Genomic DNA, 25,894 nt, shown 5'->3' with positions numbered 1-25,894 from the left:
GCCCCGCAGTCGCGAACGAAGGTGATTTGGTGAGCGCGAGGAGTGAGCTTGCGAGCCCCGCAGTCGCGAACGAAGGTGCTCGCGTGAGCGCGAGGAGTGAGCTTGCGAGCCCCGCAGTCGCGAAAGAAGGTAGCCCAGCATGAACAAGGTCCTGCTTGCCACGCGTAACCAGAAGAAGCTTGTGGAGCTTCAGCGGATCCTGGACGGCGCGCTGGGCGCGCACCGGATCGCCCTGCTCGGGCTCGACGACGTACCGGAATATCCGGAGCTGCCGGAGACCGGCCTGACGTTCGGTGAGAACGCGCTGATCAAGGCGCGGGAGGGTTGTCGGCGCACCGAGCTGCCGACGATCGCCGACGATTCGGGGCTCGCGGTGGACGCGTTGAACGGGATGCCTGGCGTGTTCAGCGCCCGCTGGTCGGGCAAGCACGGCGACGACCGGGCGAACCTCCAGTTGGTGCTGGACCAGATCGCCGACGTCCCGGACGAGCAGCGGGCGGCGTCCTTCGTGTGCACTGTGGCGTTGGTGCTGCCCGGCGGCAAGGAGCACCTTGTCGACGGCCGGCAGTCCGGGCGGGTCCTGCGGGCGCCGCGCGGCGACGGTGGGTTCGGCTACGACCCGATCTTCCTGGGCGACGGGCAGGACCGGACCAACGCCGAGCTGACCCCGCAGGAGAAGGACGCGGTCAGCCACCGCGGCAAGGCTCTGCGCGAGTTGGCGAAGCTGGTGGCGAAGGTGCTGCCGCCCGCCGCCTGACCGGCAGCGGACGACAGCGAACCGCGAAGGTGCTGCCGCCCGCCGCGTGACCGGCAGCGGAGGACAGCGAACCGCGAAGGTGCTGTCGTCCGCCGCGTGACCGGCAGCGGAGGACAGCGACCCGCGAAGGTCAGCCCAGTGGGCCGACCTCCCGTTCGATGGCGGCACGCAGCTCCGGGCCGGCGAGCACCGCGCGGGCGGCCTCCAGTACCGGGGCGAGGAACACGTCCGGGCCGGGCTCGCCGGCCGCGCCGCCGAGCGCGGCCACGGCGGCCCGGCCGGCCGGCGACGGCACCAGTGGCGCCCGCAGTTGCAGCCCGCGTACGCCGGCCAGCAACTCGACGGCGAGCAGGCTGGTGAGGTTGTCAAGCACGGTCCGCAGCTTCTTGGTCGCCGCCCAGCCCATCGAGACGTGGTCCTCCTGCATGCCGCTTGTGGGCAGCGAGTCCACCGACGCGGGGGCGGCCAGCCGCCGGTTCTCGGCGACGATGCCGGCAGCCGTGTACTGGGCGATCATCAGCCCGGAGTTCACGCCGGCGTCGGGGGAGAGGAACGCCGGCAGTTCCCGCGAGCGGGTGACGTCCAGCAGCCTGTCCACCCGCCGCTCGGCGATCGCGCCAACCTCTGCGGCGGCGATGGCGAGGAAGTCCGCGGCGAAGCCGAGGGGCGCTCCGTGGAAGTTGCCTGTCGACTCGACACGACCGTCCGGCAGCACCACCGGGTTGTCCACGACGGACACCAGCTCCCGGGCGGCGACAGTGCGGACGAAGTCCAGGGTGTCGCGGGCCGCGCCGGCCACCTGCGGGGCGCAGCGCATCGAGTACGCGTCCTGCACGGCGTGTGCGAGGTCGTCGCGGTGCGAGTCCATCACCCGGGAGTCCTGGAGCAGGCGGTGGATGTTCGCGGCCGACGCGGCCTGACCGGGGTGCGGCCGGATGGCGTGCAGCTCCGGCAGGAACGGCCGCTCCGAACCGAGCATCGCCTCGATGGCAAGCGCGGCCGTCACGTCAGCCATGGCGAACAGGTGCGCCGCGTCGTGGATGGCCAGCAGCAGCATGCCGAGCATGCCGTCGGTGCCGTTGATCAGCGCCAACCCCTCCTTGGCGGCAAGCTCGATCGGCTTGAGCCCGGCGGCGGTCAGCGCGTCGGCCGCGTCCTGCCGCTCACCGGCCGGGCCGAGCACCCAGCCCTCACCGAGCAGCACGAGCGCGCAGTGCGCCAGCGGTGCCAGGTCACCGGAAGCGCCGAGCGAGCCGTGCTCGGGCACCCACGGGGTGATGTCGTGGTTGAGCAGGTCGACGAGTGCCTCGGCGACAAGCGGGCGGACCCCGGAACGACCAAGGGCCAGCGAGCGTACGCGCAGCAGCATCATGGCCCGGACCACTTCGCGCGGCATCGGGGCGCCCACCCCGGCGGCGTGGGAGCGGATCAGCGCGTGTTGAAGCTCGGCCCGCCGCTCCGGCGCGACGAACGTGTTCGCCAGCGCGCCGAAGCCGGTGGAGACGCCGTACACGGGCCGTCCGGCGGCCTCGATGCCGTCCACGATCGCGCGGCTGGTGGCCATCGCGTCCCGGGTGGCCGGGTCGAGGACGACAGTGACGGTGCCGCGGGCGACGGCGAGCACGTCGTCGGTGGAGATTCCGGTGGGCTGGATGGTCACGGTCGTCATTGCGGCACTCCGTTGAGCAGGACCTGGCGGATCAGTGGGACACCGGGCCGGTAGGCAAGGTGCAGGTACGACGGCGCGTCCAGGATGATCAGGTCGGCCCGCGCGCCGGGGGTGAGGACACCGATGTCGTCGCGGCGCAGCGCCAGCGCGCCACCGGCGGTGGCGGCCCAGACCGCCTCCGCCGGGGTCATCCGCATCTCGCGGACCGCGAGGGCGATGCAGAAGGGCATCGACGAGGTGTACGACGTGCCGGGGTTGCAGTCGGTCGCGAGCGCCACGGTCACACCGGCGTCGAGCAGCCGGCGCGCGTCCGGGTAGGGCGAGCGGGTGGAGAACTCGGCACCGGGGAGCAGGGTGGCCACGGTGCAGGTCGGAGGACCGGAGAGCCACTCGATAGTCGTCGAGTTCGCGAGCGCGTCGACGTCCGCGTCGCTGAGGTAGGTGCAGTGGTCGACGCTGGCCGCGCCCAGCTCCACCCCGAGCTGCACGCCCGGTCCGGGGCCGAGCTGGTTGGCGTGCACCCGTACGCCCAGCCCGACAGCCTGCCCGCAGGCGAGGATGGCGCGGGCGTGGTCGACGTCGAAGGCGCCCCGCTCGCAGAACACGTCGATCCACTTCGCGTGCGGCGCGGCGGCGGCAAGCATCGGCCCGCAGACCAGCCCGACATAGTCGTCGGGACGGTCGGCGTACTCGGCGGGCACCACGTGGGCGCCGAGGAACGTGGTTTCGGCGCTGGTCTCGGCGGCGATTCGCAGCGAGCGGGCCTCGTCGGCGACTGTCAGCCCGTACCCACTCTTGATCTCCATGGTGGTGGTGCCCTGGCGCAGCGCCTCCCCGCGTAGCCGGCGCACTGTGGCCCGCAGGTCGTCGTCACTGGCGGCGCGTGTCGCGCCGACGGTGGTCCGGATGCCGCCGCCGGTGTAGCGTTCGCCGGCCATCCGCGCGGCGAACTCGGCGGCCCGGTCACCGGCGAACACCAGATGCGCGTGGCTGTCCACGAAGCCGGGCAGCACTGCCGCCCCATCGACGTCGATCCGCCGGTCGGCTGCCGGCGCGTACGCGGCAGGCCCGACCCAGGCCACCCGGCCCGCCTCGATCAGCACCGCCGCCCTGCGGCGGATGCCCAGCGGCCCCTCGCCGACGCCGTTGGTGACCAGCTCCCCGATGTTGTCGACAAGCAGGCTGCTCATGCTCGCGCTCACGCGGGGATCACCGCCTCGATCGACGCCGACAGCTCGGCCGGAACGTCGACGGTGAGGTGCCGGCCCTCGGCAACCACCACCCGGCCGTCCACAAGCACCTGGTCGACGTCCGCCGCGGACGCCGCGAAGAACACGCCCACCGGCGGCACCCCTGCCGTGCGGGCGCTGTCGAGTCGTACCGTCACCAGGTCGGCGCGGGCGCCGACGGCGATCCGCCCGGCGTCGGCCCAGCCCAGCGCGGCATGGCCGGTGGCGGTGGCCGCTGTCAGCAGCTCGGCGGAGGTGAAGTGGCCGCGGCGGCGGGTGCGCAGCCGTTCGTCGAGCTCCACGGCGCGCGCCTCCTCGAACAGGTCGACCACCGCGTGGCTGTCGCTGCCCAGGCTCAGCCGGAGCCCCGCGTCGGCCATCCGCCGGGCCGGGCCGATCCCGTCGGCGAGGTCCCGTTCCGTGGTGGGGCAGAGGCACACGCCGGTCCGGTTGTCGCCGAGCAGCGTCAGGTCAGCGCCGGTCGGGTGGGTGACGTGTACGGCTGTGGTGTCCGGCCCGAGCACGCCGTGCTCGGCGAGCAGCGCGGTGGGTGTGCGACCGTGCACGACCCGGCACTCGTCGTTCTCGGCGTACTGCTCCGACAGGTGTACGTGCAGCGGCGCGCGCCGGCTCCGCGCCCAGTCGGCGACAGTGCGCAGCTGGTCGGCGGGGACCGCCCGCACCGAGTGCACTGCCGCGCCGACGCGGGCGTGGGAGTCAGTCGGCTGGAACGCCGAGGCCCGCTCGGCCCACCGGACGGCGTCGCCGTCACCGAAGCGGCGCTGCGGCCCGGCGAGCGGCTGACCACTGACTGTGGAGGTCAGATAGCAGGTGTCCAGCAGGGTCAGCCGGATGCCGGCGTGCGCGGCGGCCTCGACAAGTGCCGCGCCCATCTCGTTCGGGTCGTCGTACGCGCCGCCGTCGGGCCGGTGGTGCAGGTAGTGGAACTCCCCGACGCAGGTGATCCCGGCCAGGGCCATCTCGGCGTAGACCGCGCGGGCCAGCGCCAGGTAGGTGTCCGGGTCGAGCCGGTCGGCGATGGCGTACATCCGGTCGCGCCAGCTCCAGAAGTCTCCCTGGCCGCCGTGGGTACGCCCACGCAGCGCACGGTGGAACGCGTGCGAGTGCACATTGGACAGACCCGGCACTGTCAACCCGGGCAGCCGGGCGGCGTCCCGCAGCACCTCCACCCCGGCCTCCGGCCCGGCGGACCCCTGCAACGGCGTGACGGCGGTGATCCGGCCGTCCTCGACCTCGATGAGCACCTCGGGTGTGGGTTCGGAGCCCTCGGGCAGCCAGGCGTACTCGGCGAGCCAACGGGAGGTGGTCATGCTCCTCGCCTCCTGTGGAGCTGAGTCGTCTGCGTTGTCAGCGGCATGTCAGCTCCTCCAACACGGCGGCCAGCGCCCGTACACCGGCGGCGCAGTCGGCGTCGGTGGCCGCCTCTGCGGGAGAGTGCGACACCCCGCTCGGGTTGCGCACGAACAGCATGGCGGTGGGCACGTACGCGGCCAGCACCCCCGCGTCGTGCCCCGCGCCGGTGGGCAGCACCGGCGCGTCGAGCAACGTGGCCAGCCGTTTGGCCAGTCCACCGTCGAAGGCGACAAGCGGGGTGGCCGACTCCTCGGTGACGGTAGCCTGCGTACCGTCGCGGCGGGCCCGCTCGGCGAGCTTGCCCCGCACGGCCTCGACCAGGTCGGCGAGGGTCTGCGGGTCGGCGGCGCGGGCGTCCAGCCAGCCGGTCACCTTCGACGGGATGGCATTCGTGGCGTTCGGTTCGACGGCGACCCGGCCGACAGTGGCGTGCGCGCCGCGCAGCCGGGCCTCCTTGTTGGCGGCCAGCACCGTGAACGCGTAGGTGAGCATCGGGTCGCGGCGGTCGGCCATCCGTGTCGTACCCGCGTGGTTGCCCTCGCCTGTCACGTCGAAGCGCCAGCGGCCGTGCGGCCAGATCGTGCTGGCCACCGCGACAGGCGCGTCCGCCTCGACGAGCGCGCGGCCCTGCTCGACGTGCAGCTCGACGAACGCGCCGAACCGGCCCAGCAGCTCCGGGCGGGCACCTGCCGGCCGCTCGCCGAGCGCCTCGGCGAAGCTCACCCCGGCCGCGTCGCGCAGCCCGGCCGCGCGATCGACAGGCAGCGCACCGGTGAGCAGACGCGACCCCAGGCAGGGTACGCCGAAGCGCGCCCCCTCCTCCTCCACGAATGCCGCCAGCACCAGTGGCCGGACGGGAGTGACGCCGGCGGCGCGCAGCTCGTCCACGGCGAGGAACGCGCTGACGATGCCGAGCGGCCCGTCGTACGCCCCACCGTGCGGCACCGAGTCGAAGTGGCTGCCGGTCAGCACCGCGTCGGCGGCCTCCGGGTCACCCCAGTGCGCGAAGAGGTTGCCGTTGCCGTCCTCGGTGACGGGCATCCCTCGCTGCCGCGCCTGTGCACGGAACCAGGCACGCAGCTCGACTTCGGGTTCGGTGAGGGCGTAGCGCAGGTAGCCGCCGCTGTCGGCGTCCCGCCCGATCGGCGCGATCTCGTCCCACAGGGCGCGGAACCTGTTAGGAAGGGCCCCTTCTACAACAAAATCCGATAACAAGGTGCCCTTCCTTACTGCTCGGTCATCGGGACGCGGATGTCGGTGCGGTTGGCTACCTCGCGGGCGCCTTCGTAGCCGGCGTCCACGTGCCGGATGACACCCATCGCCGGGTCGTTGGTGAGCACCCGCTCGATCTTCTGCCCCGCGAGCGCGGTGCCGTCGGCCACACAGACCTGCCCCGCGTGGATGGACCGCCCGATGCCCACCCCACCGCCGTGGTGGATGGACACCCAGGATGCACCGCTTGCCGTGTTGACGAGCGCGTTGAGCAGCGGCCAGTCGGCGATCGCGTCGGAGCCGTCGGCCATCGCCTCGGTCTCCCGGTACGGGCTGGCCACACTGCCAGCGTCCAGGTGGTCCCGGCCGATGACCACCGGGGCGGAGAGCTCACCGGAGGCGACCATCTCGTTGAACCGCACGCCGGCCCGGTCGCGTTCGCCGTAGCCGAGCCAGCAGATCCGTGCCGGCAGGCCCTGGAACGCGACGCGCTCGCCGGCCATCCGGATCCACCGCGCCAGCGACTCGTTCTCCGGGAACAGCTCCAGGATCGCCCGGTCGGTGGCGGCGATGTCGGCCGGGTCGCCGGAGAGCGCCGCCCACCGGAACGGGCCCCTGCCCTCGCAGAACAACGGCCTGATGTACGCGGGCACGAAGCCCGGAAAGTCGAAGGCGCGCTGGTAGCCGGCGAGCTGCGCCTCACCTCGGATCGAGTTGCCGTAGTCGAAGACCTCGGCGCCGGCGTCGAGGAAGCCGACCATAGCCTCGACGTGCCGGGCCATCGATGCCCGCGCCCGGTCGGTGAACTCGGCAGGCTTCGCCGTCGCGTAGTCGCGGGCATCGGCCAGCTCCACCCCCACCGGCAGGTACGACAGCGGGTCGTGGGCGCTCGTCTGGTCGGTCACGATGTCGACCTCGACGCCCCGGCTGAGCAGCTCGGGGAAGACCTCGGCGGCGTTGCCGACAACGCCCACCGAGAGCGCGCGCCGGTCCCGCTTGGCGGCCAGCACCCGCTGCACCGCGTCGTCAAGCGAGTCGGCGACCTCGTCCAGGTAGCGGTCGTGCACCCGCCGGTCGAGGCGGGTCCGGTCCACGTCCACGATCAGGCATACGCCGCCGTTCATTGTGACAGCGAGGGGCTGCGCGCCACCCATCCCGCCGCAGCCGGCGGTGAGCGTCAGCGTGCCCGCGAGCGTGCTGCCGAACCTCTTGGCGGCCACGGCGGCGAACGTCTCGTAGGTGCCCTGGAGGATGCCCTGGGTGCCGATGTAGATCCACGAGCCGGCGGTCATCTGCCCGTACATGGTGAGGCCGAGATGTTCGAGCCGGCGGAACTCGGGCCAGGTCGCCCAGTCGCCGACCAGGTTCGAGTTGGCAAGCAGCACCCGGGGCGCCCACTCGTGGGTGCGCAGCACGCCCACCGGCCGGCCCGACTGCACGAGCATCGTCTCGTCCTCGCGCAGGTCGGTGAGTGTGCGTACCAGCGCGTGGTAGGAGGGCCAGTCCCGCGCGGCCTTGCCGGTGCCGCCGTACACCACGAGGTCGTCGGGGCGTTCGGCCACCTCGGGGTCGAGGTTGTTCATGAGCATCCGCAGTGCGGCCTCCTGCTGCCACCCACGGGCGGTCAGCTGACTGCCCCGTGCGGCACGGATCGGCTCTGTCATCTCTGGTCTCCTCCGGTCATCCGAGGAACAACTGACGGCGGGCCGCCGAGGCTTCGAACGCTTCCAGCCGGCGCTGCGTGTCGGCCGGCGCGGCGTCGCAGATCGCCTGCAACAGCACCATGGCCAGAGTCATCGGGGCGGTGTGCAGGTCGAAGACGAGCTGGGCGCCGACGGCGGCGGGCAGCACCACGTCGGCGTGCTCGGTTGCGGGGCTGACCGGCGAGTCGGTGATCGCCACGACGGTCAGGCCGGTGGCCCGCGCGTCCCGCAGCGCGTCAAGGGTCTCGCGCGGGTAGCGAGGCAGCACGAAGGCCAGCACCGCCGAAGCGCCGGCCTCGGCGGCCTGTTCGAGGCGGTCGGTCAGCAGGCTGCCGCCGTCGTCGAGCACCCGCACGTCCGGGTGCACCTTCGCGGCGAAGTAGGCGAAGTACGCGGCAAGCGGTGCGGCGGCGCGCAGGCCGAGCACCGGCAGTGGGCGGCTGGCCGCGAGCAGCCTGCCGGTCTCGGCGATCCGGTCCCGGTCGGCGAGTTGACCGGCCAGCCGGTCCAGGTTGCCCATCTCGGCGCGTACGGCCTGCTGGAGTTCGTTTCCGGCGTCCGCCGGACCACCGGGTCTGGCGGCGGTGAGGCCCCGCAGCCGGCGGCGCAGCGCCGGGTAGCCGTCGTGGCCGAGCGCGACGGCGAACCGGGTGACCGACGGTTGGCTGACCCCGGCCAGCTCGGCGACCTCCGCAGCGGACAGGTACGCCACCGCCGGGCCGTGCTGCACCAGGCAGTGCGCGATACGGCGCTGGGTCGGGGTGAGCCGCACCCCGTCGAACAGGTCGAGTACCTGCTCCACCGACGCCTCGACCCCCGTCTCATTCACACCGGGACTCTATGCATGAAAACTTTCAGAGGGCAAGAGGTGGCCGGGCCGCACGCCGGGCCCCCACCTGTCGCACCGCCGACCGGCGGGACGCTGCGATGGCACCACCTCTGTAGGATCCGCACGGCGGTCGAGCGGAGGAGTGGCATGCAGCCGGAGAACCCGTACAGGTACACCCACATGTTGGGCGCCTGCCAGGTTGGCAAGGCGTGGGCCGCAGTCGACGGGCAGGGCCAGTTCGCCACGGTGGCAGTGCTCGACGGCGTCGCCGCGTCCGACGAGCGCTGGCGGGTGGCCTTCGGCAACGCGGCGAACGCGCTGGCGCAGGCCGCTGGCGGCCACCGCTACGCGCACGCCAACCTCACCGCCGCCCACCCGTGGGTGGCCTACCGGGCCGAGGAGGGGAACGCGCCGCAGCGCCTCTTCCAGAGCCTCGGCATGGCCTACCAGCCGGTGCCCGACCTGCCGGTCTCCGCGCCACCCGCGTCGGCAGCACCCACCTCAGCGGCACCCGCGTCGGCGGCACCGGCCTCGGGTCCGCCGGTTTCCGGTGTGCCGCAGCAGGCCAGCGGAGCGCCGGTCTCCGGTGCGCCCGAGCTGGTGTCGCACATGCCGCAACTTCCCTGGGCGGTGCACACCAACCCGGTCTCCGGGCAGCCGGTGTCCAGCCCGTCGCAGCCCGTCTCAGGTGCGCCCGGCTCACCCGTACCGTCGCAAAGCCCCGCACCCGCCACCCACAGCCCGGAACCGGCGACCCAGAGCCTCACACCGACGACCTACAGCTCCGCGACCCACAGCCCGGCACCCGCGACCTACAGCTCCGCGTCCGCCGGCCTCCCGCCGCAGTCGCTCCCGCAGGATCCGTTCGGCGGCACGGGTCGGCGGATCGCGCCCGTGCAGCGGCCCCCGCAGCGGCCCAAGTGGCTCCTCGCTGTCGCGGCAGTGGTGCTCGTCCTGGCCGCCGGCACCGCCGGGTTCTTCGTCGGCGGCGTCAACCGTTCCGACGACGAGCCCGAAGCGCCGGCGCCGAACGCCTCGCTCGCTCCCTTCGAGGCGACGCAGTTCTCCATCAACAAGACCAAGTTCGACGGCGACCTCGCGCCGCTGGCAGAGCCCTGGCTGGCCGCCGCGGGCGGGTGCGCCGTCGACACCGAGGTCGGCGGCCCGCCGCTGCCGGCCGACGAGCGACGCCACGTCTTCTGCCGGTACGGCGGAGCCTCGGTGCACTTCGCGCTGTACCCCGCCAAGGCGGAGAAGGACGCGGCGCGTGCGTACCGTCAGCAGCTCAACCTGGCCGGCGGCGCGCTGGCGCCGGGGCTGCGCGAGGCCACCCGGACGACTGGCGGCGTGACCGGCGCACCCGGCAGCTACGTCGAGTACGCCTTCAAGGGCGGAGACGGCCGGACCGTGTGCGGCGTGTGGTGGGACCGCGACGACGTCAACGGCGCCTTCTACGTCGAAACCCTGTGCGAAGCCGGCATCGCCGGCAACTGGGACGCGCTGCGGGACCTGTGGCGCCGCAACAGCTGACACCGGCACCGGACCGGTACGCCCGGCGAGCCGACCGTTGACATGAGTGAGGAACGATGACCTCGTTGGACAACGTCCAGCCGACCGTGCCGTCCCCGGCGTCGACGCCGCTGCTCGCCGACCGCTCCGTGGCGGTCGTCCACGAGTGGTTCGGCGCCACGGGCGGATCGGAGAACGTGTTCCTCGCCATCGCGGATCTCGTGCCGCATGCGCGGCGCATCGTGCTCTGGGCGGACCGGGACGTCGAGGTGGACCGCCTCGGTCTGCACGAGACCTGGCTGGCCAAGACGCCGTTGCGCCGCAGCAAGGCCCTCGCGCTGCCCCTCATGCCCCTGGCCTGGCGGACAGTCGGCGACGAACGCTACGACGTGGTCATCTCGTCCAGCCACGCGTTCGCCCACACCGTGCGGCTCGGCCCGCCGGAACGGACCCGGCACCTCAGTTACGTGCACTCACCGGCACGCTATGTCTGGAGCCCGGACTTCGACGGTCGGGGCTCGGGCGCGCTGCTCAGCGGTCCCCGCAAGGCGCTCCAGTCTGTCGACGTCAGGCTCAGCCGGCACGTGCACGCGTACGCCGCGAACTCCCGCGAGGTGCAGGCGCGCATCCAGCGGTTCTGGAAGCGTGACGCCGTGGTGATCCACCCGCCCGTCGACGTCGAGTACTTCGCCGAGGCCCCGGCCCAACCCGCCCGCGACTACCTGCTGGGTGTGGGGCGCTGGATCCCGTACAAGAACTTCGACCTGATGATCGAGATCGCCGGCGAGTCAGGGCTGCCCCTTGTCGTTGCCGGTTCCGGGCCGGAGGAGGCGAGGCTGCGCAGGCTCGCCGCCACCGTCGGCGTGCCGGTGACCTTCGAGGTGCGGCCCTCCCGGGAACGGCTGCGGGAGCTCTACGCGGGCGCCCGGGCGTTGCTGTTCCCGGCACACGAGGACTTCGGCATCATCCCGGTGGAGGCGCAGGCGTGCGGGACGCCGGTGATCGGTCTGAACACCGGGGGCCTGCTGGAGACTGTCGTCAACGGCGAGACGGGCTTCCTGATCGGCTCGATGCGACCGGCCGACCACGCCGCCGCCGTACGCCGTGTCGGCGAACTCGACGGGGCGCGCATCCGCAAACACGCGATGACCTTCTCACCGCAGCGGTTCCAGCACGAGATGGGCGAGTGGATCGCGCATGAGACCCGCTGACACCATCGTCGACTGCAGCGGTGTCGGTCCGGGCGGCATCACCCGCGTCCTGACCGAGGTCGTGCGGCACTGGCCGGCCGGGCAGCGGCTGCGGCTGGTCGCCGTACCTCCGACGTGGGAGGTGCCCGCCGGGGCCGCCGCCGAGGTGGCGGTGGTCAGCCGGCAGGCCGGTGACCGGGCCCGGGCCGTCGCAGCCGCCACCACGACGCTGCGTCGGGTCACCGGTGAGGCCCGGCAGGAGCCGGCGGGTGCACGGGTGCTCTCCCTGAGCCCATCGGTCGCCATGGTCGGCAGCCAACTGCCGGTCACCACAGTCGTCCACGATCTCGCCTTCCGGCTCTGGCCGCACGACCTGTCGACGTCGGTGCGGCAGTACCGGCGGGCCAGCTACGCGACGGCGATCAACAGGTCCCGTCAGCTGCTCTGCGTCAGCGCCCGTACCCGCCACGACCTCCTCGGGCTCTACGGCGTGCCGGAGAACCGGGCCACCGTCTGGTATCCGGGCAGCGACGTCGACGTCGTACCCGGTGCGCTTCCGCCGGAACTCGCGGCCCGCACCGGCGGGGTGCGCCCGTACCTCCTGGTCGCCGGCCACGCGGCCCACAAGGGGGTCGAGTTGGCCGTCGAGGCGCTGGCCGACCTGCCCGACCTGGTGCTCGCGGTGCTGACCGGCGGTCAGCGCATCGACAGGTTCACCGACGCCGTGGCGGCGTCCCCGGCGGCCGACCGGGTGGTGCTGCTCGACCGGCTCTCCGACGCCGACTACGCGGCGGCCGTCGCCAACGCCGCAGCGTTCCTGATGCCGAGCCACTTCGAGGGGTACGGGCTGCCGGCCGCCGAGGCGCTCCGGTTGGGCACCCCCACAGTCATCTCACCGGACCCCGCACTGCTGGAGGCGACCGACGGTCGGGCCGAACGGATGACGACCTGGACGGCGGCGGCGCTGGTCCGGGCGGTGGGCGAGGCCGTCGGAGGCCCTCGACCGAGGGCGGGTGCCGCCGGTCGTTCCTGGCGGGACGCGACCGCTCACCTGGCGCACCTGCTCGACGCCGACCAGGACGGCCGTGCCCTGTCCCAGACGACCGGAAAGCAGGCCTGAGCAGTGCGGATCGCCATGGTCCACTCGTCGTTCGCGATCCGCGGCGGCGCGGAGCAGTACGTGCGGGACCTCTCCGCCGCGCTCGTCGACCGCGGTCACGAGGTGCAGGTGTTCAGCCGCCCGTCGCCGCACAGCCTGCCCACCGACGCGCCCGTCGACACGAGGATCTCGGCCCGACTGGGCGGCGCCGACCCGAGGCTCGGCAAGGTCCTCACCCATCTCGGTGACCTGGCCGACCCGACCGGCCTGCGCCTGAACGCCCTTCGCGACTTCGCACCCGACGTGGTGCACGTGCACAACTGGCAGGGCCTGGGCGTCCTGCCGCTGGCCCGGATCGCCAGAACGTGGCCGACCTGCCACACGGTCCACGACTACGCCGTAGCCGACCCGAACAACAGCCTCGCCAACCAGGGCAGGTCAGACCTGACCGACCGGCTGCTGCGAGCCCGGTCGGCGTGGCTGGTCCGGCAACTGCGTGGGGTCTCGCTGCTGTGGCCGGCCGCGCGTACCCGGGACATCGCGCAGCGGCACCTTCCGCAGGGGTCCACGCTGGGCGGGACCGTCGTACCGCTCGCCGTGCCGGAGACCGGCGGCCCGGTGTCCTGGCCGGCCGGCAACCCCGCGGTGTTCCTGTTCCTCGGCGCGCTCAGTGAGCACAAGGGCATCGACCTGCTGCTGGCCGCGTGGCGGGAGGTGGCCGGCCACGACGGCGCCACTCTGCTCATCGGCGGGGACGGCCCACGCCGGGCCGACGTCGAGGCGGCGGCGCGGGAACTGCCCGGCCTCGAATACCTGGGCTTCCTCGACGCGGAGGGCAAGCAGGCAGCGATGGCGCGGGCCGGCTGGCTCGTCTTCCCCAGCCAGTGGGCCGAGAACTTCCCGATCTCGTGCGTCGAGGCGCTGCGGGCCGGCCGCCCGATCATCTCCAGCGAGGTGGCCCGGCCGCCGATGGCCTCGGACGAATCCCTGCGGATCTTCCGGACGCGCGCGGAGTTGACCGAGACGCTGCGTCGGGCCGCCAGCACGCCACCTGCCGACTACGACACGATCGCGGCTGCCGCGGCCCGGGACGGGCGCGAGCTGAACTGGGACCGGCACGTCGACGCTGTCGTCGACGCCTACACCGCGCTGCGCGCTGACGACGCGGGACGGCGACGAGTCCCGGCAACAAGACGATGACGGCCGGTCGGCGCGCGGTGCGGTCGCCGGGCCCGATCCGCTGGCGTACGGTGCGAGCCCTGCTCGGCGCGGTTGCCGCCGTGCCGGTTGCCGCAGTGGTGTGCCTGCTCGCCGGTGTCCCGCCGCTCCTGCCGGCCCTCGTCGTCGTGTTCGCCGCGCTCGCGGTGTTTCCACTGCCGGGCCTCGCGTACGTCCTCGTCGTGCTCAACGCGCCGCTGGGGCTGCGCCTCGCCGGCGTGGAAGGGCTTGTCGGTGACGCCTTCGGTGGTCGCGAGCACGCCCTCGGCTTGTCCGCCGCGGCGATAGCCGGCGTGCACGCCCTGCGCTGCGTGCTACGTGGTGGCTGGAGCCGCCGGCAGGTCATCGGCGTCAGTGTGGGCCTGCTGGTGCTGGGCGTATGGAGCCTGATCGGCGTCGCGCACCACGGGCCGGGGCAGACCCTGTCCGGGCTCCGGCTCACAGTGCTGCCGTTCCTCCTCCTGCTGGCTCTGCTGGGCCTGGGCGCGTCCGGGACGACCCGGATGGTGACGGTCGCCGCCTGGCTGTTGATGGCAAACGGCGTCGCCACGGTCGCAGAGTTGATCATTGGGCCGCAGCAGCTCGTCCAGTGGGGTTTCGAAGAAGGCCAGGCGATCCGCTACATCGGCGACACGTTCCGCGCTCCCGGCCTCACCGAGGTCAACGCCGAGCTGGGCATCCTCGCCGGCGCGTTCCTGCTCGGGTACGTGGCGCTCTGGCTGACCTCCGGCGCCCGACCCACCCGCTTGTCGTGGCACGTCGGCGCGGTCTCGGCAGTTGTCTGCCTCGCGCTCAGCACGTCCCGTTCCGGTGCGCTGCTTGTCGTCGGCGGGGTCATCGCCGCCGCCGTGGGCAACCGGTCCGGTGGCGCCGCCGCTCGTCGCCGCGCCCGCCTTGTCGGTCTCGGTGTCGTGGCGTGCGTGACCGTCGGTTTCGTGGCCGTCGGCGCGACCGGTGCCCGCAGCCTCTTCCAGCGTTTCGAGGTGTGGTCGGGGCTGCTCGACGGTGACCTTCCCCTCTGGGGTCGCGGCATCGGCGCCGCCGGAGCGGCGACAGTGTCGCGGGCCGCCTCCGGCGGGCAGGTCTTCGTCGACAACTACTTCGTCAGCGTCGCCCTCCAGTACGGGCTGCCGATGATGGTGGCGCTGATCGCCGGGATCGGATACCTGCTCGCCCGGCTCTGGCGGTACGCCTCCACGCGCCCGTCCGCCGTTTCGCACCTCGCCGTCCTGACCGGCCTCTCGGCTGCGTTCCTCGTCATCGAAGCCTGGGAGTACACGGGCGCGACCATGTGTCTGGCGCTCTTCGTCGCGTACGGAAACCACCTGGACCCGCTGCCGCCGGCGCCCGTTGCGCCCGCCGTCGAGGTGCGACAGGCGGTCCCGCCCGTCGCGTACCCGCCGGTCCGACCGCCCGAGCGGCGGCGGCCCGTCGACGCGGAGACGGTGGTGCTACCCCGGGTGGAGGCGGAGACCGCCGTGCTGCCCCGGGTGGAACCGGAGAGGACCGTGCGGCAGCCCGTCGACGCCGACACCGTGGTCCTCCCGCCGCAGCGCCCGGCACGCAGGGGAGACGGCCCACAACGCCCGGCACGCAGGGGAGGCGACCCGCAGCGCTCCGCGCCACCGCGACAACAGCAACCGCCCCCGCCGTACGGCCCCAGGGACGACGACAGCACCGCTGTCCTGCCGGTGACCCGCCCGGACCGTCGGCACCCCGACGACAACCGGAGGTGGTGACAGTGCGTTTCCTCTCCACCACCGTGCTGCGTCTGCAACGGTCGCAGATCTCCGTGCAGGCGCTCACCCGGCTGTCCAGCGTGGCGCTGTTCCTCTACGCGTCCTGGGCCGACAACGACCGGCTGGCACTCGTCGCACTGCTCGGCACCCTGCTCTCCATCCCGTACACGCTGATGGAGGCGCTTGTCGGCCGGCCGCTGTCGGCGGGAGTCGTGCCCGACGACTGGCGCCTGGAGAGCTGGGCACGACGCGTGTCCGCCCTGGTGGCGCTGCCGGTCGCCGCAGTGGCCTTCCTGTCGGTCTCGGTGGCGCTGCCGGACAGCAGCCTCACCGACCGGTTGTGCGTGGTCGCCCCGGTGCTCCTCCAACTGCCGGTGGAGGCGATGTTCTGGGCCTGCGCGCGTACCCGCTCACCGGGCAGCGCCAACCTGATTCCCCAGCTCACCGCCCTCGGGACACTGGTGAGCGGTGTGCTCCTCCTCTCTGCCGACGTGCGCGTGGACATCGCCGCCGTGCCCGCTCAGCTCGCCGTGCTGGCCTGGGTGACGCTGCGATCCCGGGCCGCGTCGGCCGGTACGGTCCGGCCGGGTGCCCGGCAGAGCCTGTCGGTCGGCTCGGTCTACTGCGTGGCGGCTCTTGCGGATCTCGCGTACACGATCGCGTTGCCGTCGGTGGCGGGTGCCGCCGCGGGGCAGACGGCAGTGGTGGTGCTGCGGGCGCTGGATCTCGTCTTCGGCCCGTTCCACGTGGTGCTCTCGGCCAGCACCCGCGAGGACATCGTGGCTGGCCGGACGGCACGCTGGCGCACTGTGACCCGGGGGTTGACCCTCGTGGCGTGGCTCGGCGTGTCGGTGGTGGTCCTCGCCAGCGAACAGGTACGCCGGTTGCTCGCCCCCGACCTGGCCGCCGTGGGTGCCGCTGCGATCGCTGGCTACTGCCTCTACAAGCTGCTGCTCGCGGTCTCCACCTGGCTGTCCGTCCGCCACATGACCTGGGCCCGTCCGCGTCGCTACCTGGCCTCCGCCATCGGATCGCGGGTCATCGCGTTCGCAGGTGTCGCGGTGGCGCTCGTCTGGGCCACCGAGGTGTCCGACCTGGTGCTCCAACTGCTGCTCTGCGAGGCGCTTGTGGTGGTGTGGTTCCTCGGGCGGATGCGACAGACACCGGCCGAGTCGACATCGGCGGACGCGCGCCCACCCGGGCACGTCGGCGCGCACCGGGCGACACGAGCGACGGCATCCTCGGCGCCGGTCTGACGTACGGTCAGGGTTCGGTGGCCATTACCTGGACGGCGCCGCTGGGAAAGATCGCGCACAGTTGGGTCCGGCCGTTCACCTCGCGGGCGAAGACACGCACGCTCCCACCCGACGGACGGTCGGGGGTCGGCTGCGACCGCAGGTCGAACGCGGGACGTACGACGAGGTTGCGGTCCGCGTCGCCGAGCCCCTGCACGATCTCCACCTGCGTCGACGCCGCCGGGTTGCCGATCCAGCCGCGACCGGTGCCCGCGATGCGCCCGCCGCCGTCCGCGAGGGCACCCGGCTGGAACATGCTGACCCGGACGTTGGACAGGCCACGGTCGGCGCCGAAGTCGACGGCGGCGGTCCCACAGTTGACGACCCTGCTGTCGACGACGCAGCCGGACGGCTCGTCCGGCTGCGTTCCCGGCGCGAACTGCACGCCGATCTCCGGGTTCGGGTGCGACTCGTTGTAGCCCAGCACGAACCCGCCCACCCAGCGGCAGTCGCTGCGCGAGATGCGTACGCCCACACCGCCGTTCAGGTCGGCGTAGCAGTTGACGCAGCCGACGCTCGTTGCCGCGAGGTCGAACGCCACGTCCTGCCGGATGCCCCACGCGTGGCAGTTCACCATCTGCGTACCCGTCGAGTCGCCGGCGACCCGGAACCCAGCGCCCGCGTTCTCGAAAGCCACGCAGTTGAGGAACATCGAGTCGTGCGGCCCCTGGAAGGCGACGCCGTGCCCGTCGTTGTCGTGTGCCCGGACGGCGGTGAGCCGGGCCTCCATCTGGTGCGAGGGCGCGGCCAGGGCGGCGGTCGGACCCCACTCGCTGAAGATGCCGTCGTTGCGGCAGTTGAAGATGATCACTTCGGTGATCTCGTAGCCGTACCCGTACACCCGCAGCCCGTAGCCGCCGGCCGGGTTCTGCTCCTTGTTGCCGTCGAGGGTGAGGTCGCGGATGCTGAACAGGGTGATGCCCGCGTCGGAGCGGGTGCCCGTCAATCGGGCGAAATCCTCCGACTCGAGGATCGCCGAGTTCGCGCCCGCCCGCAGCCGCAGGACCGTCGCATCGCCGCCGGAGCCGCGCAGGTGCACCCGGGAGCGCAGTGTCAGACGCCGCGTCAGGTAGACGCCGGGTGGCAGGAACACGATCCCACCGGTGGGGCGTGCGGCGTCGATCGCAGCCTGGAGCGCCTCGGTGTCGTCGGCCGCGCCGTCACCTGTCGCACCGTGGTCACGGACGTTCACCACCCGGCCGTCACCCAGGGACGAGAGCCCGTTGGCGGCCGCGGCACCGCCCAGAGCCGCAGTGCCCACGCCCGCAGCGACAGCACCGCCCCGGAACAACGCCGAGCGACGGCTGACAGCCCGACCACCCGGTCGGGCCGCGCTGTCCTCGTGGGCCATGAGTCCGTTCCCTCCCCGTGACACCGTGGACGGACGATGATCCCACGCCGCGCTGTCGCGTCCGAAGCCGGTGCGCGGCCGGGCGGGGTTCCGCTCGTCAGCGACCGCCGGCCCGGAACACCTCCGCCACGGTCCGTAGCAGCACCTTGACGTCCAGCCAGGGCGACCAGTTTTCGATGTAGTAGTTGTCGAACCGGGCGCGGTCGGAGATCGGCGTGTCGCCGCGCAGGCCGCTGACCTGCGCGAGCCCGGTGAGTCCCACGGGCACCCGGTGCCGCATCGCGTACGTCGGGTATTCCGCCGAGAACTTCTCCACAAAGTACGGACGTTCGGGTCGCGGACCCACCACGCTCATGTCACCGCGCACGATGTTCCACAACTGGGGAAGCTCGTCCAGGGAGGTACGTCGCAGCAGTCGCCCGACCGGGCCGACCCGCTTGTCGTGTGCGATCGACCAGTTCGTCTGCGACTCGTGCTCGTTGACCGGGCGCATCGACCGGAACTTGATGACCTGGAAGGGCTTGCCGTGCCTGCCGATCCGCTCCTGGTGGAAGAAGATGCCACCGCGGCCACCGCTCTCCAGCAGCACGGCGATGGCGCAGAGCAGCATCACCGGGCTGAGCACCACAAGGAACAGCGACGCGAAGGCCACGTCGAACGCGCGCTTGAGCGCCCACCGAGGGCCGGAGAGCGTGGTGTCGCCGATCTTCACGATCGGGATGGCGCCGATGTGGTCCGGGTTACCGGCTGCTGAGCGGGAACCCCACAACCGGGGAACGGCCCACAGATCGCAGGCTGCGCTGAGCGGCCGGCGGAGCACCTCCATCACCGTCGACTCGGAGCTGGCCGGGTCCGCGAGAATCAGTACGTCGCACCGCTGGAGACGGACCAGGTACTCCAGGTCGTCGAGGCTGCCGGCCAGTTGGATCCCGGCACCGCGCGGCACTGTGTCGACGCAGCCGACGTAGCGGAGCCCGTACTGGGGGTAACGGCGCAGCAGGCGGGCCAGTTCGACGCCGATCGGCCCACCTCCGATCACTATCGCGTTGTGCTCCACCCAGCGCCGTCGCCGCGCTGTCATGACGAGGGTCCGGGTCAGCGCCCGACCCAGGATGACGAGCACGACGGACAGTGCGACGCCACGCATGAAGCCCGCCAGGTACGTGGCGGAGTCGTGCCGGGTCGCGGCGATGATCGCGATGATGGAGGCGGAGGCCAGCAGGCGGCCGCTCAGGCTCGGCAGTTCGTCGAGGATGCTCAGATGCCGCCGTGGCCGGTAGAGGCCGCCAACCGCGAAGATCACCACTGTCACGCAGGCCATGGCCAGGGTGCCGCGCCAGTAGCGCTGGTCGTTCACCAGCAGTGGCGCCAGGAGAGCGGCCAGGTCGACCGGCACTGCCAGCATCCACGCGCGCAGCGGGTTCGTGCGTTTCGACGTACGCGAACTGGCGTACGGCAGGACCGTCGTGGTGTCGAGATCTGGTTGCTGGTCGACGGCCGTCGGGCCCTGATGTTTGTCGACGTGGTCCGCCGAGAGCGCGCGTTCAGGCGCGTTCTCAGCGAGCTTTGTCGATGTCGATTCGCTCGACATCAATGTGTGTCCCTCCCCGTGGTGCCACGGCGACACGAATGTCTGCCGGGGCGAAGGCAGAATATGACCACATCGCATCAGTCAACAGGGCCGTTTGGATGAATCCAACTGCGCCCTGTCGGTCAGGAACTGGGCTGGTTTGCGGTGATCTCGTCGACCGAGTCGCGTCGTACCGCGTCGAAGAGCGTGCGGGCCTTCGCGACATCGGCGAGCACCACGCTCTCGGTGCCCATCATGCCGGTGCCCTTTGTGGGGCAGGTGTAGAAGCCGAGCTGGCCGCTGCGCAGGTGCCGCAATTCCATCGCCAGATCCACCAGTGACATCGACTCGTCCACCGCGACGGCGTTGGCGGTGGCCCGGACGAACGAGTTCAACTTGCCGGGGTTGGCAAGGGTGCCACCGGAGGCGGCCTTGTCGAGGATCGCCTTGATGACCTGCTGCTGGTGCTTGATCCGGCTGAAGTCGCCGTCCGCGAAGGCGTACCGCTCGCGGGCGTAGTCGAGCGCGGCGGCCCCGTCGAACGTCTGGGTGCCGGCCTTGAACGTCCGTCGGCTGTCCGGGTTCAGCGAGTGCGTCGAGGTGAACCCCTTCTCCACGGTGATGTCGATGCCACCGAGCGCGTCGACGATCTCCTTGAAACCGGAGAAGTCCACCATCGTCACGTGGTCGATGCGGACGCCTGTGAACTTCTCCACCGTCTGCACCATCAACGGAACGCCACCCCACGCGAACGATGCGTTGATCTTCGCGTCCCGGCCGCCCCGGCCCTCCTTCGAGCGCGGCACCGGCACCCACGTGTCCCGGGGAATCGAGATGAGTTGCGCGCTGGACCGGTCTTTCGGCAGGTGCGCGAGGATGATGGTGTCGGTGCGGGAACCACCGGTGTTCTCCGGGTCACGCGTGTCACTGCCGAGGATGAGGATGTTCATCGCGCCCTTGGCCTTCTCGGCCACCTGCGGGCGTTCGGCCTCGGGCACGTTGCCGAACGCGTCGACACGCTCGATCCCCGAATTGATGGAACGGAAGTAGAGCCCTCCGGCGACCATGCCGCTGCCGGCGAGCAACGCCAGGACCACGAAGGTGATCAGAACGACCTTTCGCCACCGGCGACGGCGCTTCGGCGGCGCCTCCGTCGTGGGTTCCGATGGTGACTGCGCCGCGATGAACTCCGTCTCGGGCTCCGCGTACTCCTGGCGATACTGCATAGGCGCGATGCTACTGATTTCGCGTTACGACCAGGTACCCCTGTCACTTCCAGCGCGGTCCGCATGGCGACTGAATAGTTTTCCGACACACGGTGGCGCGAACCTGGTATGAACCAGCCGTGGACGCAACGAAGCTCCGACGGGCCATCGCCCGCACTCCCCTCGCCCCGGTCGCCGCGTTCCCCAAGCGGCTCGCCCGTGTCGCCCGCCACGACGCCAAGGTGCTGCGCGTCTCGGCCCGGTGGCTTGTCACCTCCCGTGAACATCACAACTACACGTACGAGTTGACCAAGCTGAGCCGCAACCACCTGGCCTGGTTCGTCAGCGTGGTCTGTGACCGACCGGTCACTCAGGTCCGCGAATGGCTCGGCGAGATCGAGTCCGATCAGGCGCTGCGCCAGCACATCGAGCGGGCCACCGCCGGCGCCGCCCGTCGCGGCCTGGCCGACAGGCAGGTCCGCTACGCCCGCCGGATCGGCTGGTACGCCATCGTCCGCGCCACCCGTCCCACGCACATCGTCGAGACGGGCGTCGACAAGGGACTCGGCACCTGCGTGCTGGCCGCCGCCCTGCTGCGCAACGCCAAGGAGGGCCACCCGGGCCGCGTCACCTCGCTGGACATCAACCCCGAAGCCGGCTACCTGGCCCGCAGCGAACCCTGGTCCGACGTCGTCGACCTGGTCATCGGCGACTCGATCGCCTCGATCGGCGCGCTGGACCGCCCCGTCGACCTGTTCCTGCACGACAGCGACCACAGCCGCGCCCACGAGAAGCGCGAGTTCGACGCTGTCGAACCGAAACTCGCACCCGGCGCGATCCTGCTCACCGACAACGTCACAAGCACCAACGTGCTCGCCGAGCACGCCGAACGCACCGGCCGCCGGTTCCTCGCCTACCGGGAGAGCCCCGCCAACCACTGGTACCCCGGCGACGGCATCGGCGTGGCATGGTAGCCGGGTGCGGTTGACCTCGATCCACACGTACCCAGTCAAGGGCTGTCACCGCCTCGATCACGACGGCGCGCTCGTGCAGCCCTGGGGCCTGGCCGGCGACCGGCGCTGGATGGTGGTGGACGCCGCCGGCGTCGGCGTCACCCAACGGGAGACCACCCGGCTGGTCGGCCTGCGCGCCACAGTGCGCCCGGGCGGCCTGACGCTGCGCGCCGACGGGCAGCCCGACCTCGACGTGCCCGAGCCGACAGGCGGCGACCCGGTACCGGTCCGCACCTTCCGTCACCGCAAGATCCCGGTGCCCGCGCTACCCGCCGGCCCGGCGGCCGACGCCTGGCTCGGCGAACTGCTCGACCGGCCCGTCCGGCTCGTCTGGCTGGCCCGGCCGGCCCGGCACCTCGCCGCCGACGAACGCGACCACGACACCGGCGACCAGGTCAGCTTCGCCGACGCCTACCCGCTGCTGCTTGCCAACACAGCCTCCCTCGACGCCCTCAACGGATGGCTCGCCGAGGCCGGCGAGCAGGCGGTGCCAATGGCCCGGTTCCGGCCCAACCTGGTGGTCGACGAGGCGCCGGCGTGGGCCGAGGACGACTGGGCCGGCCGGCCGGTGCGCATCGGTGACCTGCTGATGCGCGCCGCCGGGCCGTGTGACCGCTGCGTGGTCACCACCACCGACCAGGAAACCGGGGTACGCACGAAGGAGCCCCTGCGTACCCTCGGCCGCCACCGCAACATCAGGCAGAAACTCCTCTTCGGACTGCACCTGGTGCCCGTCGACAGCGGCCCACTGCACGTTGGCGATCCCATCGTCATCGAACCCTGACCGGCCAGGTATTGCCGCGCCCGCGGCCCCGATCGATGATTGTCGAATCTGGAGGTGACGCCATGGTGGCCCTGCATCAGCCCCGGGTGGCATGGGAAGCGGCCCGGGTGCTCGTCGGCGCGACGCGCGACGAAGACCTGTTCGACTGGCTCAGCGTTCAGGTGGGCGACCTGCTCGGGCCGACCTGCCAGGAGTCGCTCGAACGGACCCGCGACCAGCTCCGGCACGACCCCGACGGCACCCGTGCGTCGGTCGAGACCGGGCTGTGGCGCGCCCGCCTGGAGGACGTCCTGCGGGACCGGCCCGGCCTGGCGGGCGAGTTGCAGAGCCTGGCCACGCTGACCGCCGGCCTGCAGAAGGAACGCGCCGCTCACCGTCCGTCGATGCTGTCTTAGCTTTCGCTTAGCCGGCTTGTTCGCCCGCACACAGGTCCGGCAGCATCGCCGACGTGACCGACGGAAGCGCTCCCGGTGGCGTCAGCAGCACCGACGTCGACATCGAACTCGACCTGGACCGTGCCCCGGACAACCCGCCGACACCCAGGCCCGGCCCGCTGCCCTGGCTCGTCGCCACCGGCGTCACAGTCCTCGCGGCGGCGCTCGGACTCACCCTGGCCCTGCGCTCCGGCTCCACCCCCGCCTGCGCCGCCGGCCGGACCCTCGCCGCCGCACCACCCACCGGCACCGCCACCCACAGCGGCAAGGCGACCTTCTACGACTCCAACGGTGGCGGCGGCAACTGCTCGAACCCGGCCGTCCCGGCCAACCGGCTCTACGTGGCGCTCGGCCCGACCGAGTACGCCGCCGGTGCCGCCTGCGGCGGCTTCCTCGACGTCACAGGCCCGAAGGGCGCCGTCCGCGTCCTGATCATGGATCAGTGCCCGGAGTGCGAGACCGGCCACCTCGACCTGTCCCGGGAGGCCTTCGCCCGGATCGCCGACCCGGTCCAGGGCCTCGTCCCGATCACCTACCGTGCCGTGGTCAACCCGCCGCTACCCGGCCCGCTCTCCTTCCGGATCAAGGAAGGCGCGTCGCGGTTCTGGTTCGCCATCCGGATCGGCAACCACGGCAACCCGCTGCGCGCCGTCGAGGTGCGCCAGGGCACCACCGGCCCGTGGCGGGCGACCGCCCGGCAGGACTACAACTACTGGCTGCTGGCCTCCGGCGCCGGTCCCGGCCCGTTCAGCGTGCGGGTCAGCGACGTGTACGGGCACCAGGTCACCGTGTCCGGCATCCGGATGACACCCGGCCAGGTGCAGACAAGCGTCGTGCGGATGTACGAGCCCGGCACCGCGCGCGCGACAGCGCGACCGCCGGCGTCGGCCCGCCCGGCCACCACCCGACCAGCCGCCACGCCGACACCCGCGCGCCGCCCCGCGGAGGTGGCGCAGGCGAACGCGTCGGCCGCCGGGACGCCCTCCACCCGCCCGACAAGGCCCACCGCCCGCTGGTGTGGCTGAACAGGTCTGTCGGCTGGGCTGGGCGTGGCCGACCGGCCGGCGGTCGAGGTGGCTGAGCGGTCAGTCGGTCGAGGTTAGGTCGAGCCACATGAGGATCTCGTCCCGATCGTCGCCGGGCGCCACCCGCAGCGCTCCCGGCAAACGGCCGATCTCCCGGTAACCGAGGCGGCGGTAGAACCCGTCCAGACCCAGCCCGTCACGCACCGTCACGTGCAGCGCCTCGTGTCCCAACTTCCGACCCAGCTGGGCGGCCTCGTGCATCAGCGCCGACCCGTAGCCCGTGCCCTGGGTGTCCGGGTGGACCATCACCCGCTTCAGCACACACCAGTGCGCCTTGAGCGGGAACCGGTTGTCGCAGAAGACAAGCACCGCCACCAGTCGGTCGCCGTCGTACCCGGCCAGCAGCCGGTCCGGCCCGTCGGCGATGCCGGCGAAGGTCGGATCGGCGATCGTACGGACTTCGGTGGCGGTGACCGGGGGCACGAAGCCGACCGCGCCACCGGCATTGGTGACGTCCACCCAGAGGGCGACGATCTCGTCGCGCAGCTGTGGGGACAGGTCGGGGTCGAGGACGAAACGCAGGCTCACGGCGCCAATCCTGGCTGGTCAGATGCCCGATCGACCCGGGGTTGTGACCCTGCCGACAGCATGCGCAGCGCGTGAACCGCACGTGCAACTCGGTGCGGGAGAGGGGATTCGAACCCCCACATCCTCTCGGATACAGGTTCCTAAGACCTGCGCGGCTGCCGTTACGCCACTCCCGCCAATGTGCTGATTCTAAAGCGTCGGGCTTCGACGGTGTTGAGCCCGGCCTCTCTGAGGATGGCCGAGATCGAGCCGTGACTCAGCGTGCATCGGCCGCCGGGCAGGTCGCGGAGGATCTCCGACAGTCGCTTCGGCCCGACCTCCGGATTCGCCAGCGCGTGTTCTATCACCGTGTCGCGGTGTGCCAGCGAACGCCAGCGGCGATCCAGCCGCGGTGTCACCAGACCTTCCTGCTCAAGTCTCCGCCGCATTTTGTGCAGGGACGCCGGGCGACAGCCCAGGTGCTGTGCGGCTGCCACGGCTGTGATCTGCTGCGCGTCGATCCGGGCGAACAGGTCGACGAGTTCCGCCCGCGACATCCGACGACGAGGGGGACCGGAGGATTCCTCACCACCTGCGGCCGCGCGCACGGGAACGGTGAGTTCGCCACCCCGTTTGCCCCGGCCGGCGTAGGTCGCGGTCTGGCTGTGGCAGTTCGGACAGAGCAGCCGCAGGTTCGGTGGCCGGTTGTCGAGGAAGTCGCCGTTGATGTGATCGACGTGCAGGGTCAGCGGAGCGCCTCGCCAGACCGGCCCGGTGCCGCACTCTTCGCATTCCTCGGGTACGCCGAGTGTGCTCAAGGCCCACTTCAGCCGCGTCCCCGGTGTCCGGCGGGAGCCCTCGGGCAGCTCGACCAGAAGCTGTGACGATGTGGTGCGCCGTTCGCCGCGCGCGCCCCGGTTGTGGGCGCTGCCCGTGAAGTGCGACGTGTCGATGCCGAAGCGCTTGAGCTGGCGGCTGATGTGCGCGTGGGAGCCGCCGCTGACGCGTACGCCGAGCAGCCGCATCACCTCGGTGATGGTGCGTGCGGCGGCGGCTGCCTCGGCGAGCGCCTCGGGCGTGTACTTGTATCGGACCACTGACGGACCGTAGCGGCCCGGTGTG

General features: G+C 71.9%; 22 protein-coding genes and 1 tRNA gene. 11 read left to right on the top strand and 12 right to left on the bottom strand.

Annotated features, from left to right (window positions below; genetic code table 11):
- The first annotated feature begins 139 nt into the window (after positions 1–139).
- The gene (gene rdgB / locus ACPXB1_RS27505; protein ID WP_355592221.1) at positions 140–757 is read left to right on the top strand and encodes an RdgB/HAM1 family non-canonical purine NTP pyrophosphatase; all 618 of its coding nucleotides are present in this window, start codon (positions 140–142) and stop codon (positions 755–757) included.
- Positions 758–887: 130 nt separating this feature from the next.
- On the opposite strand, the gene hutH is transcribed toward rdgB, so the two are convergent.
- Genes hutH through ACPXB1_RS27475 form a run of 6 tightly spaced genes read right to left on the bottom strand, consistent with a single transcriptional unit; the run spans position 888 to position 8,773 of the window.
- Positions 888–2,426, bottom strand: a complete 1,539-nt coding sequence (gene hutH / locus ACPXB1_RS27500) for a histidine ammonia-lyase (protein WP_355592219.1) — start codon at positions 2,424–2,426, stop codon at positions 888–890.
- Positions 2,423–3,616, bottom strand: coding sequence for an imidazolonepropionase (hutI, locus tag ACPXB1_RS27495; RefSeq protein ID WP_355629734.1), 1,194 nt, complete (start codon positions 3,614–3,616; stop codon positions 2,423–2,425). Before hutI ends, hutH begins: the two co-directional genes overlap by 4 nt.
- 8 nt (positions 3,617–3,624) lie before the next feature.
- Positions 3,625–4,986 carry a formimidoylglutamate deiminase gene (locus ACPXB1_RS27490; RefSeq protein WP_355629726.1) on the bottom strand — a complete coding sequence of 454 codons (1,362 nt, stop codon included), beginning with the start codon at positions 4,984–4,986 and terminating at the stop codon, positions 3,625–3,627.
- Positions 4,987–5,023: 37 nt separating this feature from the next.
- Positions 5,024–6,244: an allantoate amidohydrolase gene (locus ACPXB1_RS27485; protein WP_355629723.1), complete on the bottom strand. Its 1,221-nt coding sequence runs from the start codon at positions 6,242–6,244 to the stop codon at positions 5,024–5,026.
- Between the two features lie 11 nt (positions 6,245–6,255).
- A complete protein-coding gene (gene hutU / locus ACPXB1_RS27480) occupies positions 6,256–7,905 on the bottom strand; it encodes a urocanate hydratase (RefSeq protein WP_355629720.1) in 1,650 nt (549 codons plus the stop codon).
- 16 nt (positions 7,906–7,921) lie between these two features.
- Positions 7,922–8,773, bottom strand: a complete 852-nt coding sequence (locus ACPXB1_RS27475; protein WP_355592211.1) for a MurR/RpiR family transcriptional regulator — start codon at positions 8,771–8,773, stop codon at positions 7,922–7,924.
- Between the two features lie 147 nt (positions 8,774–8,920).
- On the opposite strand from ACPXB1_RS27475, the gene ACPXB1_RS27470 reads away from it, so the two are divergent.
- Genes ACPXB1_RS27470 through ACPXB1_RS27445 form a run of 6 tightly spaced genes read left to right on the top strand, consistent with a single transcriptional unit; the run spans position 8,921 to position 16,784 of the window.
- Positions 8,921–10,303: a hypothetical protein gene (locus tag ACPXB1_RS27470; RefSeq protein ID WP_355629717.1), complete on the top strand. Its 1,383-nt coding sequence runs from the start codon at positions 8,921–8,923 to the stop codon at positions 10,301–10,303.
- Positions 10,304–10,359: 56 nt separating this feature from the next.
- Positions 10,360–11,493, top strand: a complete 1,134-nt coding sequence (locus tag ACPXB1_RS27465) for a glycosyltransferase (protein WP_355629714.1) — start codon at positions 10,360–10,362, stop codon at positions 11,491–11,493.
- Positions 11,480–12,592 (top strand): glycosyltransferase, encoded by a 1,113-nt coding sequence (locus tag ACPXB1_RS27460; RefSeq protein ID WP_355629712.1) that lies wholly within the window; start codon positions 11,480–11,482, stop codon positions 12,590–12,592. The genes ACPXB1_RS27465 and ACPXB1_RS27460 overlap by 14 nt, the downstream gene beginning before the upstream one ends.
- Before the next feature lie 3 nt (positions 12,593–12,595).
- On the top strand, positions 12,596–13,771 hold the full coding sequence (locus ACPXB1_RS27455) for a glycosyltransferase (RefSeq protein WP_355629709.1): 1,176 nt from the start codon (positions 12,596–12,598) through the stop codon (positions 13,769–13,771).
- Positions 13,768–15,528, top strand: a complete 1,761-nt coding sequence (locus ACPXB1_RS27450) for an O-antigen ligase family protein (RefSeq protein ID WP_355629706.1) — start codon at positions 13,768–13,770, stop codon at positions 15,526–15,528. Before ACPXB1_RS27455 ends, ACPXB1_RS27450 begins: the two co-directional genes overlap by 4 nt.
- 2 nt (positions 15,529–15,530) lie before the next feature.
- Entirely contained in the window at positions 15,531–16,784 is a 1,254-nt protein-coding gene (locus ACPXB1_RS27445; protein WP_355592201.1) for a hypothetical protein, read from the top strand.
- A gap of 7 nt (positions 16,785–16,791) precedes the next feature.
- Here ACPXB1_RS27445 and ACPXB1_RS27440 read toward each other — a convergent pair whose 3' ends face one another.
- The 3 genes from ACPXB1_RS27440 to ACPXB1_RS27430 all read right to left on the bottom strand — a co-directional run bounded on the left by ACPXB1_RS27440 (position 16,792) and on the right by ACPXB1_RS27430 (position 20,970).
- Positions 16,792–18,174: a glycosyl hydrolase family 28-related protein gene (locus ACPXB1_RS27440; RefSeq protein WP_355629703.1), complete on the bottom strand. Its 1,383-nt coding sequence runs from the start codon at positions 18,172–18,174 to the stop codon at positions 16,792–16,794.
- Between the two features lie 97 nt (positions 18,175–18,271).
- On the bottom strand, positions 18,272–19,765 hold the full coding sequence (locus ACPXB1_RS27435) for a sugar transferase (RefSeq protein WP_355629700.1): 1,494 nt from the start codon (positions 19,763–19,765) through the stop codon (positions 18,272–18,274).
- 122 nt (positions 19,766–19,887) lie between these two features.
- Positions 19,888–20,970, bottom strand: a complete 1,083-nt coding sequence (locus ACPXB1_RS27430; protein ID WP_355629697.1) for an LCP family protein — start codon at positions 20,968–20,970, stop codon at positions 19,888–19,890.
- Positions 20,971–21,089: 119 nt separating this feature from the next.
- Between ACPXB1_RS27430 and ACPXB1_RS27425 the strand changes: the two genes are divergently transcribed.
- The 4 genes from ACPXB1_RS27425 (at position 21,090) to ACPXB1_RS27410 (ending at position 24,205) form a co-directional block, all read left to right on the top strand.
- Entirely contained in the window at positions 21,090–21,923 is an 834-nt protein-coding gene (locus ACPXB1_RS27425; protein WP_355592197.1) for a class I SAM-dependent methyltransferase, read from the top strand.
- A 4-nt stretch (positions 21,924–21,927) separates the two neighbouring features.
- Positions 21,928–22,746, top strand: a complete 819-nt coding sequence (locus tag ACPXB1_RS27420; protein WP_355629694.1) for an MOSC domain-containing protein — start codon at positions 21,928–21,930, stop codon at positions 22,744–22,746.
- Positions 22,747–22,808: 62 nt separating this feature from the next.
- Positions 22,809–23,141 (top strand): hypothetical protein, encoded by a 333-nt coding sequence (locus ACPXB1_RS27415; RefSeq protein WP_355592195.1) that lies wholly within the window; start codon positions 22,809–22,811, stop codon positions 23,139–23,141.
- A 53-nt stretch (positions 23,142–23,194) separates the two neighbouring features.
- On the top strand, positions 23,195–24,205 hold the full coding sequence (locus tag ACPXB1_RS27410) for an expansin EXLX1 family cellulose-binding protein (protein ID WP_355629691.1): 1,011 nt from the start codon (positions 23,195–23,197) through the stop codon (positions 24,203–24,205).
- Between the two features lie 60 nt (positions 24,206–24,265).
- Here ACPXB1_RS27410 and ACPXB1_RS27405 read toward each other — a convergent pair whose 3' ends face one another.
- The 3 genes from ACPXB1_RS27405 to ACPXB1_RS27395 form a co-directional block, all read right to left on the bottom strand.
- Positions 24,266–24,793 carry a GNAT family N-acetyltransferase gene (locus ACPXB1_RS27405; protein WP_355629689.1) on the bottom strand — a complete coding sequence of 176 codons (528 nt, stop codon included), beginning with the start codon at positions 24,791–24,793 and terminating at the stop codon, positions 24,266–24,268.
- A gap of 93 nt (positions 24,794–24,886) precedes the next feature.
- Positions 24,887–24,969, bottom strand: a tRNA-Leu gene (locus ACPXB1_RS27400).
- Positions 24,955–25,800: an HNH endonuclease signature motif containing protein gene (locus ACPXB1_RS27395; RefSeq protein WP_355629686.1), complete on the bottom strand. Its 846-nt coding sequence runs from the start codon at positions 25,798–25,800 to the stop codon at positions 24,955–24,957. Before ACPXB1_RS27395 ends, ACPXB1_RS27400 begins: the two co-directional genes overlap by 15 nt.
- Positions 25,801–25,894: the final 94 nt, after the last annotated feature.

The organism is Micromonospora sp. DT68 (assembly GCF_049847245.1).
GTDB classification, from domain to species: Bacteria; Actinomycetota; Actinomycetes; order Mycobacteriales; family Micromonosporaceae; genus Micromonospora; species Micromonospora profundi.
Note: the sequence above shows the minus strand (reverse complement) of the source record. Positions and strands in the feature narration are given on the sequence as shown.

Bases quoted from the DNA above. Each gene is read 5' to 3' on its own strand.
- ACPXB1_RS27435 (WP_355629700.1), bottom strand. From the start codon at position 19,765: ATGTCGAGCGAATCGACATCGACAAAGCTCGCTGAGAACGCGCCTGAA.
- ACPXB1_RS27490 (WP_355629726.1), bottom strand. From the start codon at position 4,986: ATGACCACCTCCCGTTGGCTCGCCGAGTACGCCTGGCTGCCCGAGGGC.
- ACPXB1_RS27470 (WP_355629717.1), top strand. From the start codon at position 8,921: ATGCAGCCGGAGAACCCGTACAGGTACACCCACATGTTGGGCGCCTGC.
- ACPXB1_RS27465 (WP_355629714.1), top strand. From the start codon at position 10,360: ATGACCTCGTTGGACAACGTCCAGCCGACCGTGCCGTCCCCGGCGTCG.
- rdgB (WP_355592221.1), top strand. From the start codon at position 140: ATGAACAAGGTCCTGCTTGCCACGCGTAACCAGAAGAAGCTTGTGGAG.
- hutH (WP_355592219.1), bottom strand. From the start codon at position 2,426: ATGACGACCGTGACCATCCAGCCCACCGGAATCTCCACCGACGACGTG.
- ACPXB1_RS27440 (WP_355629703.1), bottom strand. From the start codon at position 18,174: ATGGCCCACGAGGACAGCGCGGCCCGACCGGGTGGTCGGGCTGTCAGC.
- hutU (WP_355629720.1), bottom strand. From the start codon at position 7,905: ATGACAGAGCCGATCCGTGCCGCACGGGGCAGTCAGCTGACCGCCCGT.
- ACPXB1_RS27460 (WP_355629712.1), top strand. From the start codon at position 11,480: ATGAGACCCGCTGACACCATCGTCGACTGCAGCGGTGTCGGTCCGGGC.
- hutI (WP_355629734.1), bottom strand. From the start codon at position 3,616: ATGAGCAGCCTGCTTGTCGACAACATCGGGGAGCTGGTCACCAACGGC.
- ACPXB1_RS27430 (WP_355629697.1), bottom strand. From the start codon at position 20,970: ATGCAGTATCGCCAGGAGTACGCGGAGCCCGAGACGGAGTTCATCGCG.
- ACPXB1_RS27450 (WP_355629706.1), top strand. From the start codon at position 13,768: ATGACGGCCGGTCGGCGCGCGGTGCGGTCGCCGGGCCCGATCCGCTGG.
- ACPXB1_RS27415 (WP_355592195.1), top strand. From the start codon at position 22,809: ATGGTGGCCCTGCATCAGCCCCGGGTGGCATGGGAAGCGGCCCGGGTG.